This is a genomic window from Afifella sp. JA880 (assembly GCF_025379905.1).
GTDB lineage: Bacteria > Pseudomonadota > Alphaproteobacteria > Rhizobiales > Afifellaceae > Afifella > Afifella aestuarii.
Map to the genome: position 1 here is coordinate 301,666 of NZ_JAOANH010000003.1, position 13,521 is coordinate 315,186.

A 13,521-nucleotide genomic window follows, 5' to 3' on the forward strand; every position below is an offset into this window, starting at 1 on the left:
GACAGCAAACACCACTTGCTTTCACGTCCAGGCTCAACCAGCCATGAGCTAGATCAATCGAGACCGAGACGAAGTGCCGCTGCGCCCGCAATCGGCGCCAGAACCGCTGAAAACATCGTGAACGCGCACAAAATCAGGAAGGGCGCGAGGAACGGGTCCGGGTCGGCGATTGCCCCGTTGACGGCCGCGACCCCGAAGATCAGCACCGGGATCGAGAGCGGCAAAACCAGGATCGCCGCCAGCATGCCGCCGCGGGCAAGCCCCGCCGTCAGCGCCCCGCCCACCGCGCCGATCATGGCAAGGGCCGGCGAGCCGACGACGAGCGTCGCCGTGACGGCCGCAAGCGACAGCGCGTTGAGATTGAGGATGAGGCCGAGGATCGGCGCCACGACCACGATCGGCAAACCGTGCGCCAGCCAGTAGCCGGCCGCGCGCGCGAAGACGAAGAGCGCCAGGGGCTCGCCCGACACCATGATGAGTTCGAGCGCCCCGTCCTCGCGGTCCTGGCCGAAGAGCCGGTCGAGCCCGAGAAGCAGCGACAGCAGCACCCCGATCCACAGAACCGCCGGCCCGATGCGGGCAAGAAGATTGAGATCCGGGCCGACGCCGAACGGAAACACGGTGACGACGGTCAGAAAGAAGAGGAGGCCGGTGAGCGCGCCGCCGCCGGCGCGGAAGCTCGCTTTGACCGTCTGTCCGATGATGGCGGAAAAGGCGCTCATGAAGGCTTTCTCATTGCAGCTCGAGCGTGCGGGTCGGCGGCACGGGAAGGGTGAGATGGGTCGCCGCGATGATGGCGCCGCCGGCATCGAGATGCGTCCGCATCAGCCCGCCGAGCACCGCCTCGCCGTCGCGGTCGAGGCCCGAGGTCGGCTCGTCGAGAAGCCAGACGGGCCGCTTCGACAAGACGAGCCGCGCAAGCCCGGCGCGTCGCCGCTGTCCGGTCGAGAGCGCCCGCGCCGGCAGATGCATGGCATGCGCGAGGCCCACTTCTTCGAGCGCGTCGTAGATCGCCTCGCCGCCCGTCTCGCCCCCATAGATGCGCGACCAGAGCTTCAGGTTTTCTTCCACCGTGAAGACGCTTCTGAGCCCGTCGCCATAGGCGAGGAAGTGCAAAAACCCCTCCTCCAGCGTGCCGGCCGTGATCGTCACGGAACCGGCGACCGGGAACAGAAGCCCTGCGATCATGCGCAACAGGCTCGATTTGCCGGTGCCGTTCGGGCCGATGATGGCGAGCACTTCGCCGCCTGACAGCGAAAAGCTGACGCCTTCGAAAATCGGCCGCCCCCCGCGTTCGCAGGCGAGCTCTTCGGCGTTCACGGAAATCGGGCTGGGAAAGGAATTTTGGACCAAGTGTCGTTCTCTGCGGCATCGGCCGCTTGCGCGGCTGGTCTCCGCTTTAAGAATATTCTATATCCCCGGCAACCGGCGGCGGCAGGCGCTCCTCTCCGCCGGCCTCCAAAAAATCAGCCGGAACCGCACCGGAGGAGAGGCATTGGCCCAAGAGCGGCCGGCCTCATTGTGCGATCAAAGGAGCCTCGCGTGACCAAATCTCTCGACAGTTTCAAGGCCCGAAAACAGCTCGAAGTCGATGGGCGGACCTATACCTATTTCTCTCTGACTGAAGCGGAAAAGAACGGGCTCGACGGCGTTTCCCGCCTGCCCTTCTCGCTCAAAGTCCTCTTGGAAAACCTCCTGCGCTTCGAAGACGGGCGCAGCGTCACCGCCGACGACATCAAGGCCGTCGCCGAATGGCTGAAGGAGCGCCGCTCCTCGCGTGAGATCGCCTATCGTCCGGCGCGCGTCCTCATGCAGGACTTCACCGGCGTGCCCGCCGTCGTCGATCTCGCTGCCATGCGCGACGCCACGACGCATCTCGGCGGCGACCCGAACGTCATCAACCCGCTCGTCCCGGTCGACCTCGTCATCGACCATTCCGTGATGGTCGATTATTTCGGCACGCCGGAATCCTTCGAGAAAAACGTCGAGATGGAATACGAGCGCAACGGCGAGCGCTATCAGTTCCTGCGCTGGGGCCAGGGCGCGTTCGAGAATTTCCGCGTCGTTCCTCCGGGCACCGGCATCTGCCACCAGGTGAACCTCGAATATCTCGCCCAGACGGTGTGGACGCGTGAGGAAGACGGCGAAACGTTTGCCTTCCCGGATACCCTCGTCGGCACCGATTCCCATACGACGATGGTCAACGGCCTCTCCGTTCTCGGCTGGGGCGTCGGCGGCATCGAGGCGGAGGCCGCCATGCTCGGCCAGCCGATCTCCATGCTCATCCCGGAAGTCATCGGCTTCGGCCTCACCGGCCGCCTGCCGGAAGGCACGACCGCGACCGACCTCGTTCTGACCGTCACCCAGATGCTCAGAAAGAAGGGCGTCGTCGGCAAGTTCGTGGAATTCTTCGGTGAGGGCCTGTCCAACCTCTCGCTCGAAGATCAGGCCACGATCAGCAATATGGCGCCGGAATATGGTGCCACCTGCGGTTTCTTCCCGATCGACAACGACACGCTCAAATACCTGAAGGCGACCGGGCGCGATCCGCATCGCGTCGAGCTGGTGGAGGCCTATGCCAAGGCGCAGGGCATGTTCCGCTTCGACGACACGCCCGATCCCCATTTCACCGACACCTTGACGCTCGACCTCTCCACGGTGGTTCCCTCGCTTGCCGGTCCGAAGCGGCCGCAGGACCGGGTGCCTCTGACGGACGCCGCAGGCGCCTTCGAAAGCGCCCTCGGCGAATTGCGCGGCGGCAAGAAGAGCTCGCAGGAGCCGCCGGAAAGCACCGGCGAGGCCCGTTACATGGACGAGGGCGCCGAAGGCGTCATGGACGTGCCGTCCTATCCGGTCGAGGGGATGGAATATCATCTGCGCGACGGCGACGTGGTCATTGCCGCGATCACCTCGTGCACCAACACCTCCAATCCGAGCGTTCTGATCGCCGCCGGGCTTCTCGCCCGCAAGGCGCGCGAGAAGGGCCTGGAGGTGAAGCCGTGGGTGAAAACCTCGCTCGCCCCGGGTTCGCAGGTCGTCACCGACTATCTGGCGAAATCGGGTCTGCAGGAAGATCTCGACGCGCTCGGCTTCGATCTCGTCGGCTATGGCTGCACCACCTGCATCGGCAATTCCGGGCCGCTGCCGGAGGCGATTTCCGCAACCATTGCCGAAAACGATCTCGTCGCCTGCTCGGTCCTCTCGGGCAACCGCAACTTCGAAGGTCGCGTCAATCCGGATGTGCGGGCGAATTATCTCGCCTCGCCGCCGCTCGTCGTCGCCTATGCGCTGGCCGGCTCGCTCCGCCTCAACGTCACCGAGGAACCGCTCGGCGAGGACAGAGAGGGCAACCCCGTCTACCTGAAGGACATCTGGCCGAGCTCGAAGGAGGTCGCCGAGATCGTTCGCCAGGTGATCTCGGAGGAGATGTTCCGCACCCGCTACGGCGACGTCTTCCGCGGCGACAAGCGCTGGCAGGGGATCAAGGTCGAAGGCGGCATGACCTACACCTGGCCATCATCGTCGACCTACGTCCAGAACCCGCCCTTCTTCGAAGGCATGGACAAGACGCCGAAGCCGGTGGAGGACGTGGAAAAGGCGCGCATTCTGGGCCTCTTCCTCGATTCCATCACGACCGACCACATCTCGCCCGCGGGCGCCATCAAGCGCGACAGCCCCGCCGGCGACTATCTGGTGTCACATCAGGTGCGGCCGATCGAGTTCAACTCCTATGGCTCGCGGCGCGGCAACCACGAAGTGATGATGCGCGGCACCTTCGCCAACATCCGCATCAAGAACCAGATGCTGGACGGCATCGAAGGCGGCATGACGCGTCACTATCCCTCCGGCGAGGAGCTGCCGATCTACACGGCCGCGATGCGCTACGAGGAAGAGGGCGTGCCGCTCGTCATCTTCGCCGGCAAGGAATACGGCACCGGCTCGTCGCGCGACTGGGCGGCGAAGGGCACCCGTCTTCTCGGCGTGCGCGCCGTGATCGCGGAGAGCTTCGAGCGCATCCACCGCTCGAACCTGATCGGCATGGGCGTCCTGCCGCTCGTCTTCAAGGACGACACCTCCTGGCAGTCGCTCGGCATCAAGGGCGACGAGGAAGTGTCGATCGCGGGCCTCACGGATATCCGTCCGCGCAGCGAGGTGACGGCCAGGATCACCTTCGCCGACGGCCGCACCGAGGAGGTGCCGCTCATGGTGCGCATCGACACGGAAGACGAGCTCGACTACTACCGCCACGGGGGAATTCTGCACTATGTGCTGCGCAACCTCGTGAGCGACAAAGAAGCCGCATAGGGATCTTCTGGTCTCGACGGTTCAAGACATGTCACAAGGGTGTGCGCTCACCCCCTTGTGACACTCTTTTGGGGGAGGAGCGGGCATAGTGCGCCGCGTCATGCATCGCTATTTCCGCCTGCTTCCTTTCGCCCTGCCCGCCACGCTCGCTGTCATGCTCGGCGTTGCGATCGCAGCCGCGCCGGCCAAGGCCGAAAGCGCGCAAGCCGCCACACCCGGATCAGGGACGAAGGCCGTCATCGAGCTCTTCACGAGCCAGGGCTGTTCCGCCTGTCCGCCGGCCGACGCCTTTCTCAACGAATTGTCGACCCACGACGATCTCATCATCCTGTCGCTGCCGGTCGATTACTGGGACTATCTCGGCTGGAAGGACACGCTCGCCCAGCCCGAAAACACCGCCCGTCAGCGCGCCTATGCGGCGGTACGCGGCGACGGCAAGGTCTACACCCCGCAGATGGTCGTCAACGGCCACGGCCATTATGTCGGCAGCAACCGCCACAAGATCACCTCGCTGCTCGCCACGGCGCATCTCCCGGTCTCGGTCTCTCTCTCCCGCAGCCATGAGCGCCTCAACGTCGACATCGGCGCCGGCACGCCTCCGCAGGACGGCATGGTGACCGTGCGCCTCGTCACCTTCCTGAAGAAGGTCGATGTGCCGATCCGCTCCGGCGAAAACCGCGGCCGCACCCTCACCTACCGCAATGTCGTCCTCGACAACGAGCCGATCGGCATGTGGGACGGCAACGCGATGAAGCTCGTTCTTCCGACAGAAGCCGTCATGGAAGGGCCCGGCAAAGGCTGCGCCATCATCCTGCAGATCGAAAGCGACAAAGGCCCCGGCCGCATCCTCGGCGCCGGCACGCTGCACGCCGAGGCGCAGGGCTGAGGCCACTCATATGAGCCTCGCGGCTTATCCGTTAGCATACGACAATCCGCAGGATCGCTCCCACCTGTTTCGGCAGCAGCCTCAATCATCCCCTGTCCGGGCTGTAGTCGAGGTCCTGGTAGAAGGCTCAATAGACAGAGTTTCCTTTAAGCGGCGGCGCCTCCGGATACCTTCATAGCTTTTCCGAATTCCCTCATTCCGCTCAAGCTCTTGCTCGATAAACCGATCGACTGCGTGTCTCACAATATCTGTAGCTGACGCGCCCCAAGCAGCCTCACAAAAGTCGTCCAGCTTTTCATCCCATGCGGCGCCAAGCTGGAAACGTGCACCGGTGGTCCGCTTACGTCCCATTGACCCTGAATGTACATCAATGTACAAATAAATGCGAATCAAGCGAGTGGACAGGGTAACTTCCATTTGCTTGGATAAAAAAAGAGAGGCGGGCTAGCCGCCTCTCCATCTTACGGGATGGGTGAAGGGTCTCTACTACGCGTCGTAGACAGGGGCGTTGTAAGAGCCCTTCATCAATCCGACTGCGTTCAGGCAGTCGGACTTATTCCAGTATGACTCTCCTTGCGCGATGATCTCGTGATTGTTGGCCTTAAAGCGCCAACGCCATTGACCACCGGACTGGTACACTTCGTAGTAACCAGGGATATTCGCCATATAGGAACCTCCTTCATGGCAGTTTCAGAATACGCCACGCATCTGTTCAGCTACCGTTTCCAGAGCAGATCCTACACCGTGGACATTGTCGCAAAGGATGCCGACGAAGCCAAAGCGAGGCTAAAGGCACTCGCCTGGGCCGAATACGACGGCGTCTTGGTTGCCCGTGTCCCAGCGGCGATTGGTCCGCTTGCTCGTCTCACGATTGCATTCCGTAACGCAGCGCACGCTCTTTTTAACTGATTCGTTGATGCGACAACCAGACCTGTCGCACCTTCGTCAACAGCAATTGATTCAATATATTGTGGAAACAGAAATGTCATCCACAAAATGTGCACCACACCACGTTTTGTGGTTGCTCGCTTTGTACCTCCTCACATCTTCCAAGAGAGAGCCCGCCCTCACTCCGGCGCCTTCTCCTGGCGCACCTCTTCGATCAGCTCCTTCACCTTCGGCAGAATATGGTCGACGATGACCGTCACACCCTCTTTCGTCGGATGCAGCCCGTCCGGCTGTTTCAGGCTGTCGTCGAGCGCCACGCCGTCGAGGAAGAACGGATAGAAGAGAACGCCCGTCTCTTTCGCGAGATCGGGATAGATCGCGTTGAAAGCCTCGCCATATTCGTCGCCGAGATTGGGCGGGGCGTACATGCCGGCGAGAAGCACCTTCTGGCCGCGCTCTTGTAAGCGCGTGACGATCTTGGTCAGCGCCTCGCGCGTCACCTTCGGGTCGACCCCCCGGAGCGCATCATTGGCGCCGAGTTCGACGATGACGGCATCGGCCGTCTCCGGCACCGACCATTCGAGACGCTGCTGCCCGCCGGTCGCCGTATCGCCGGAAACGCCGGCATTGATCACCTTGGCCGCGATCCCCTCTTCGTCGAGACGCGCCTGCAGCTGATCGGCAAAGCCCGCACCGGAGGCAAGGCCATAGCCCGCCGTCAGGCTGTCGCCGAAGGCGACGATCTCCACGGGCTCGGCCGCCTGCGCCCGCGTGCCCACAAGTCCGCCGCCCAAGATCCCTCCCATGATGAGAGCGAGCCCGAGCGCCGGCCAGATCCGGCCCGCACCACCTGTCCTCGCACCACCTTTGCTCAAAGGAACGTGACCCGGGCCACCCTGGCCCCCAGAAACGCCCCCGAAAATTTTGAATGTCATATGCGAAGCCCCATATGCGCAGCCGTGCCCGAAGGCGGATATAGGTTTTCATAAGCGTGCGTGAACCGGCCATTCTGATCGACGGTGCAGAGCTGACGCTCGGCACCGGCCGCTCCCAAGTCCATGTTCTGAGGCAGGCGAGCCTCGTCGCCGCCCCTGGCGAGATGATCGGCCTCATCGGCCCGTCGGGCTCCGGCAAATCGACGCTTCTGATGGTGGTCGCGGGGCTCGAGCGCGTCGACCGCGGCCGTGTCGCCGTGGCCGGGCGCGATTATGCCGAGATGGACGAAGACGCACTCGCCGCCTTCCGCGGCGACAAGATCGGCTTCGTCTTTCAGGCTTTTCATCTGATGCAGACGATGACGGCGCTGGAAAACGTCGCCGTGCCGCTCGAACTCGCCGGAAAATCGGACGCCTTCGCCCGCGCCGAAAAAATGCTGGCGCGCGTCGGCCTCGGCGAGCGCCTCTCCCATTATCCGGCGGCGCTGTCGGGCGGCGAGCAGCAGCGCGTGGCGATCGCCCGCGCCCTCGTCACCGAGCCTGCGATCCTGATCGCCGACGAGCCGACCGGCAATCTCGACGAAGACACCGGCCGCGAAATCGCCGATCTTCTTTTCGAGACAGTGCGCGAGCATGCCACCACCCTTCTCCTCGTCACCCATGACCGGGCGCTCGCCGAGCGCTGCGACCGGACCGTGAGGATCGCGAGCGGCCATATCGAGCCGGTCAGCGGCGACAAGGCAGTGCCGGCGCGCGAACGCGCCGTAGCGAGCCCGGCCTGAGCGGCCGATGACAGCCTCTTCCTCCCCCGACCCTCGCCGCGCCCCCGCAACCACCTCGCTGCGCTTTGCGCTGCGCGAGCTGAGAGGCGGTCTTGCCGGCTTCTACGTCTTCCTCGCCTGCATCGCGCTCGGCGTCGCGGCGATCGCCGGCGTCAATTCTGTCTCGCGCGCCCTGACGGAAGGCATCGCCCATGAGGGCCGCACCATCCTCGGCGGCGACATCTCCTTCTCGCTCATCCACCGTCAGGCGAACCCGGACGAATATGCCTTCCTCACGAAGGCGGCCGACGATGCCGGCGGCACGCTCGCGCTCGTCTCCAATATGCGGGCGATGGCCCGCCGTCTCGACGGCTCCGACCAGACGCTCGTCGAGCTGAAAGCGGTCGGGCCGGGCTATCCGCAGCTCGGCACCTTTGCGCTTGCCGGCGGCGGCGATGTTCAAGACGCACTCTCCACTCAGAACGGCGTCGCGGGCGCCGTCGCCGCGCCGGAGCTGATGGAGCGGCTCAGCCTCAGCGTGGGCGACGAGGTGGCGCTCGGCGCCACGAAAGTCGCGATCCGCGGCGTCGCCGAGACGGAGCCCGACCGCCTCTCCGACGGCATCGGCTTCGGCCCCCGCCTTCTCGTCTCCGAAAAAACGCTGGAGGCCACAGGCCTCGTGCGGCCGGGCAGCCTGATCACCTACGAATACCGCCTGATCCTGCCCGGCGCCTCGGATGAACGCCTCGCCGCGATCCGCGACAGAGCCGACGAGCGCTTCCCCGAAGCCGGCTGGCGCATGCGCTCGCGCGACAACGCCTCGCCGCGGCTTTCCGACAACATCGACCGGTTCGCCCAGTTTCTGACCCTCGTCGGCCTCACGGCCCTCGTCGTCGGCGGTGTCGGCGTCGGCAATGCGGTCGCAAGCTTCGTCGATCTGAAGCGGCCTGCGATCGCCACGCTCAAATGCCTCGGCGCCTCGCGCAGCTTCGTCTTCCGCACCTATCTGACGCAGATCCTCATTCTCGCCGCCCTCGGCATCGCGATCGGCCTCGCGGTCGGCGCCATCCTTCCCTTCGTGGCCCTTGCCGCCCTCTCCAACATTCTGCCGCTCTCGGCCGTCCCCGCGCTCTACCCGCGCGAGCTGGCGCTCGCCGCCCTCTACGGGCTTCTCGTCGCTCTTTCCTTCTCGCTCTGGCCGCTCGGCCGGGCCCGCGATCTCAAAGCGTCCAGCCTGTTTGCCGACCGTTCCGCGCATTTTGCCGCAAAACCGGCTCTGTCGATCCGCCTCCTGCAGCTCGGCCTTCTCGCCGGCCTCGCGGCGATCGCCATCCTCCTGTCAGCCGACTGGCATATCGCCGCCTGGTTCGTGGCGGGCGTCATCGTCGTCTTCTTCGTCCTGCGCCTCATCGCCTTCGCCATCGTCTGGGCGGCCGCTCATGCCGGCACCATCCGCAACACCACCTTGCGGCTCGCCATTCGCAACATCCAGCGCCCGGGCGCCTTGACCGGCAGCGTCGTTCTCTCGCTCGGTCTCGGCCTCACGCTCCTCGTCACGCTCGCTTTGATCGACACCAATATGCGCGCCCAACTGACCGGGCGCATCGCCGACGAGGCGCCGGATTTCTTCTTCGTCGACATCCAGAACGCCGAGCGCGAACCGTTCATCACCCTCCTGCGCAAGGCGGCGCCCGACGGCGCCATCCAGACCGTGCCGATGCTGCGCGGCCGCATCACCGAGCTTCACGGCACCCCGGCTTCGGAGATCGAGCCCGAAGAAGGCTCCGGCTGGGTGCTGCGCGGCGACCGCGGCATCACCTATTCGAGCGACCTTCCCGAGAATTCGCGCATCGAAGAGGGCGAATGGTGGCCTGAAGATTATGCGGGAGAGCCCCTCGTCTCCTTCGACGGCGAGCTTGCCCGCGGCCTCGGCCTTGAGCTCGGCGATACCGTCACCGTCAACGTCCTCGGCCGCTCCATCACCGCGAAGATCGCCAATTTCCGCTCCGTGGAATGGGAATCGCTCGCCATCAACTTCGTCATGGTGTTTTCGCCCAACACCTTCGCCGGCGCGCCGCACACGCATCTGGCAACCCTCACTTTGCCGGACGGAGGCCCCGAAGAGCTTTCGGGAGACGTGCTGCGCGAGGTCACGAGCGCCTTTCCGGGCGTCACCTCCGTGCGGGTGAAGGATGCGATCGAGGCCGTCAATTCCGTCGTGCGGCAATTGGCGCTCGCCGTCCGCATCGCCGCCTCGCTCGCCCTCGTCGTCTCCATGCTGGTGCTCGCCGGCGCGCTCGCCGCCGGCCACCGCCAGCGCCGCCAGGACGCCGTCATCCTGAAAGCGCTCGGTGCCACGAGGCGTCAGCTGATGACGGCCTTTGCCGTGGAATACGGGCTCCTCGGCCTCGCAACCGGCTTTTTCGCGCTCCTGGCCGGCGCCGGCGCCGCTTGGCTCGTCGTCTCGGTGCTCATGGATTTCCGCTTCACGCTCTTCCCCTGGGTGGCCGCACTTGCCGCCATCATCGCGCTCGTCGTGACGATCGGGCTCGGCCTTGCCGGCACCTGGCGCATCCTCTCGGTGCGCCCCGCGCCCTTCCTCCGCAATCTGTGATCGGGGAGAATGTTTCGCTTAACCTTGCGTGATGTTAATTTCTTCCAGGACGGACAGGTCTTGTGATGGACTTGTCCCATTGCCATATGCGGAGCGACGCCCGTTTTTAGCTTAGGCGGAGCACCCCAACAGGAGGAATTCGATGGCTGAATTCGACCGGCAGTACCAGACTGTCGATCGCTCGAGCACAGTATCCCGGGCCGGCGCCCGCGCTGGCATCGACGAGGGCCTGCGTGCCTTCATGCTCGGCATCTACAACAACATGGCGATGGGCCTTGCCGTCACCGGCGTTGCCGCCTTCGCCACGTTCTATTTCGCCGTCGAGCAGACGGCGGGTGGCGCGATGCTGACGCCCTTCGGCCAGGCCGTTTATGCGAGCCCGCTGAAGTGGGTGATCATGTTCGCCCCGCTTCTCTTCGTGTTCGGCTTTTCGGCCGGCATCAACCGCATGCAGCCGGGAACGGCGCGGATGGTGTTCCTCGCCTTCGCGGCGGTGATGGGTCTGTCCCTGTCGACGATCTTCCTGGTCTTCACCGGCCAGTCGATCGTGCAGACGTTCTTCGTCACGGCGGCGGCCTTCGGTGGCCTCTCTTTGTGGGGTTACACCACCAAGAAGGATCTGTCGGGCTGGGGCTCGTTCCTGGTGATGGGCCTGATCGGCATCATCATCGCCTCGATCGTGAACATCTTCCTCGCCTCGTCGGCGCTGCAGTTTGCCGTCTCGGCGATCGGTGTCCTGCTCTTCGCAGGCCTCACCGCCTACGACACGCAGCGGCTGAAGAACACGTATGATTACGTGTCCGGCGATACGGTGGCCGCGGGCCGTGCCTCCATCATGGGCGCCCTGCAGCTCTACCTCGACTTCATCAACCTCTTCATGTTCCTGCTTCAGTTCATGGGCAACCGCAACTAAGCGGAAAGAGGTTTTTGAAAAAGCTTCGAACGGCGCCTTCGGGCGCCGTTTTTGTGTGCGCTTTCTCCCATCGACGCTGATCGCGCAAAGCGCTATGGCGAAACGATGGACACGCCAGCCTCTCTCACCATTCGTGCCGCCGAAGCGGCCGATATCCCGGCCATCACCAAGATCTACGCCCATGCCGTCCTTCACGGCACGGCGAGCTACGAGCTCGATGCCCCCGACGAAGCCGAGATGCTGTCGCGTTTCGAGACGATCCTGGCGGGCGGCCATCCCTACCTCGTGGCGCTTCGTGGCGATGAGATCCTGGGCTACGCCTATGCCGGCGCCTTTCGCGCCCGCCGCGCCTATCGCTACATGGTCGAAGACGCGATCTACATTCATCCCGAGGCGCACCGTCAGGGGATAGGCCGGCGCCTGCTCGAAGCGCTCATTCAGGAATCGGAACGGCGCGGCTTTCGTCAGATGGTCGCCGTCATCGGCGACGGCAGCCGCCATGTCGCCTCCGTCGGCCTGCACGCGGCCTTGGGCTTCCGCAATGCCGGCACCATCACCGCCTCGGGCTTCAAGTTCGGCCGCTGGCTCGACACGGTGTGGATGCAAAAGGAACTCGGCGAGGGCGGCAGCACCCTGCCCGATCGCGATCCCGGGCTTCCGGTGTCTTAGGATCGGCCGCCAGGCAGCGCCGGCAGCTCAGCCCGAAACGAGCTTCAGCTTCGGCTTGTCGAGAATCTTCAAAACCTGCGCCAGATCGTGGCCGCGCTTCAGGATCGTGCCGCCGGTCGCCACCACCCGGTAGGCGCCCTGTTTGCGAGCGAGAGCGGGCACCTTCTCCACCTTGTAGAGCGGCATTTCGCTGGCGCGCCGGAAGATCGAGAAAATCGCCCGATCCGCCAGATGGTCGATGGCGTAATCGCGCCATTCGCCTTCCGCCACGCGCCGCCCGTAAACTCTGAGGATGACGTCGAGTTCGGTGCGGTGGAAGGCGACCAGCGCCTTGTTGGCGCCCGACTTTCCACCGGAATGCGTCCCAGAATGCGTCGACGGATGCCCCCCGGGATGCACCGACGAATGCCCGCTCGTTTTCTCGCTCGAATGCGCTGCGAAACCTGTCCGCAGCGCGGCCCTAGACCCGTCTTCTGTCTCGCTCAAGCAAGCCTCCTGATAGCCGTTCATTAAAGCGGCAATCGCGGCAGGCAGGCAAGGCTAGATTGGTTGAACGTCCCGTCGCGGGAAAGAAATTTCATATTGTCGCCGGAATTCAGCCCTTCGCACGCCACTCTGGAAAGCGAGATTGAGACTGCCTCATATATAATTCGTCGGAGCCGGGGCGACGGTTCGCCCCCAGCCCCCGAACTCCGGTTCCGCCGAATATTGTTCCGAGTAGGTTCAATCCCCCAGAGGTAACACCTTAAAGGCCGGTCAGTCCGGCCTTTTTCTTGCCCGGCCTTTTTCTTGCCCGGCCTTTTTCTTGTCCAGACTTTCATCGTGTTCGCCGCCCGGATCGGGCACGGCGTCACGTCTGGTCTTTTTGGTCCCCTTCTTTCCTTTCCCCATCTGGCCCTAGAATAGGGAGCAGTCGCGGTGCCCATGCGTGATTCGCAAGGCACAGCCGAACCGGCCCGAAGGCCCCGCATGGGAGACCGTCATGCCCCGCCTCTTCACGGCGCTCGAGCTTCCCTCCGACATCGCCTTCTCGCTCTCCCTGTTGCGCGGCGGCCTGCCGGGAGCGCGCTGGATCGACCCGGAGAACTACCACATCACCCTCCGCTTCATCGGTGATGTCGACCACCGCACGGCGAACGAGGTCGCCGGCACGCTGGCGCAGGTGAGCCGGCAGGGTTTCGAACTCTCCTTGTCGGGGCTCGGCACCTTTGGCGGACGCAAACCCCATTCGGTCTGGGCGGGCGTCTCCGCCGGCGACAAGCTGCGCGAACTGCAGGCCGATCTGGAACGCCGCCTGCAGCGTCTCGGCCTCGAGCCCGACCGGCGCAAATTCAGCCCGCATGTGACGCTCGCCCGCCTCAAGACGGCGAGCCAGGGCGATGTCGCGGCCTATCTGGCGCTCCGCGGCGATTTCCGCACGCCCCCCTTCGAGGTCGGTCGCTTCGTGCTTCTCTCCTCGCGCGATTCCAGAGGCGGCGGCCCCTACATCATGGAAGAAGCCTATCCCCTCGCGGCCTGACCCCGCCCGGACGGACAGGGCGGACCCTACC

At 64.5% G+C, this 13,521-nt stretch carries 13 protein-coding genes; 8 read left to right on the forward strand and 5 right to left on the reverse strand.

The genetic code is table 11. From position 1 onward, the window contains the following. Positions 1-53 precede the first annotated feature (53 nt). Positions 54-722 carry a heme exporter protein CcmB gene (ccmB, locus tag NYQ83_RS14450; protein ID WP_261215521.1) on the reverse strand — a complete coding sequence of 223 codons (669 nt, stop codon included), beginning with the start codon at positions 720-722 and terminating at the stop codon, positions 54-56. A 10-nt stretch (positions 723-732) separates the two neighbouring features. After that, on the reverse strand, positions 733-1,326 hold the full coding sequence (gene ccmA / locus NYQ83_RS14455) for a heme ABC exporter ATP-binding protein CcmA (protein ID WP_409977024.1): 594 nt from the start codon (positions 1,324-1,326) through the stop codon (positions 733-735). A gap of 216 nt (positions 1,327-1,542) precedes the next feature. Here ccmA and acnA point away from each other — a divergent pair, with 216 nt between their 5' ends. Both acnA and NYQ83_RS14465 read left to right on the forward strand, forming a co-directional pair. After that, the gene (gene acnA / locus NYQ83_RS14460; protein ID WP_261215523.1) at positions 1,543-4,305 is read left to right on the forward strand and encodes an aconitate hydratase AcnA; all 2,763 of its coding nucleotides are present in this window, start codon (positions 1,543-1,545) and stop codon (positions 4,303-4,305) included. A gap of 88 nt (positions 4,306-4,393) precedes the next feature. Next, complete coding sequence (locus NYQ83_RS14465; RefSeq protein WP_261215524.1) at positions 4,394-5,191, forward strand: DUF1223 domain-containing protein; 798 nt, start codon at positions 4,394-4,396, stop codon at positions 5,189-5,191. Between the two features lie 486 nt (positions 5,192-5,677). Here NYQ83_RS14465 and NYQ83_RS14470 read toward each other — a convergent pair whose 3' ends face one another. Then, positions 5,678-5,857, reverse strand: a complete 180-nt coding sequence (locus NYQ83_RS14470; RefSeq protein WP_261215525.1) for a YegP family protein — start codon at positions 5,855-5,857, stop codon at positions 5,678-5,680. 15 nt (positions 5,858-5,872) lie between these two features. Here NYQ83_RS14470 and NYQ83_RS14475 point away from each other — a divergent pair, with 15 nt between their 5' ends. Beyond that, on the forward strand, positions 5,873-6,100 hold the full coding sequence (locus NYQ83_RS14475; protein WP_261215526.1) for a hypothetical protein: 228 nt from the start codon (positions 5,873-5,875) through the stop codon (positions 6,098-6,100). Positions 6,101-6,258: 158 nt separating this feature from the next. Here the strand turns inward: NYQ83_RS14475 and NYQ83_RS14480 are convergent, their stop codons facing one another. Beyond that, the gene (locus tag NYQ83_RS14480; protein ID WP_409977025.1) at positions 6,259-6,885 is read right to left on the reverse strand and encodes an arylesterase; all 627 of its coding nucleotides are present in this window, start codon (positions 6,883-6,885) and stop codon (positions 6,259-6,261) included. 185 nt (positions 6,886-7,070) lie between these two features. Between NYQ83_RS14480 and NYQ83_RS14485 the strand changes: the two genes are divergently transcribed. The 4 genes from NYQ83_RS14485 (at position 7,071) to NYQ83_RS14500 (ending at position 11,971) form a co-directional block, all read left to right on the forward strand. Beyond that, on the forward strand, positions 7,071-7,796 hold the full coding sequence (locus tag NYQ83_RS14485) for an ABC transporter ATP-binding protein (RefSeq protein WP_261215528.1): 726 nt from the start codon (positions 7,071-7,073) through the stop codon (positions 7,794-7,796). Between the two features lie 7 nt (positions 7,797-7,803). Then, on the forward strand, positions 7,804-10,389 hold the full coding sequence (locus NYQ83_RS14490; RefSeq protein WP_261215529.1) for an ABC transporter permease: 2,586 nt from the start codon (positions 7,804-7,806) through the stop codon (positions 10,387-10,389). A gap of 142 nt (positions 10,390-10,531) precedes the next feature. Further along, positions 10,532-11,302 carry a Bax inhibitor-1/YccA family protein gene (locus NYQ83_RS14495; RefSeq protein WP_234630245.1) on the forward strand — a complete coding sequence of 257 codons (771 nt, stop codon included), beginning with the start codon at positions 10,532-10,534 and terminating at the stop codon, positions 11,300-11,302. A 105-nt stretch (positions 11,303-11,407) separates the two neighbouring features. After that, positions 11,408-11,971 (forward strand): GNAT family N-acetyltransferase, encoded by a 564-nt coding sequence (locus NYQ83_RS14500; protein WP_261215530.1) that lies wholly within the window; start codon positions 11,408-11,410, stop codon positions 11,969-11,971. A gap of 27 nt (positions 11,972-11,998) precedes the next feature. On the opposite strand, the gene NYQ83_RS14505 is transcribed toward NYQ83_RS14500, so the two are convergent. Next, positions 11,999-12,457, reverse strand: coding sequence for a DUF2794 domain-containing protein (locus NYQ83_RS14505; RefSeq protein WP_261215532.1), 459 nt, complete (start codon positions 12,455-12,457; stop codon positions 11,999-12,001). A 496-nt stretch (positions 12,458-12,953) separates the two neighbouring features. On the opposite strand from NYQ83_RS14505, the gene thpR reads away from it, so the two are divergent. Continuing rightward, positions 12,954-13,490, forward strand: coding sequence for an RNA 2',3'-cyclic phosphodiesterase (thpR, locus tag NYQ83_RS14510; RefSeq protein ID WP_261215534.1), 537 nt, complete (start codon positions 12,954-12,956; stop codon positions 13,488-13,490). The last annotated feature ends 31 nt before the right edge of the window (positions 13,491-13,521 follow it).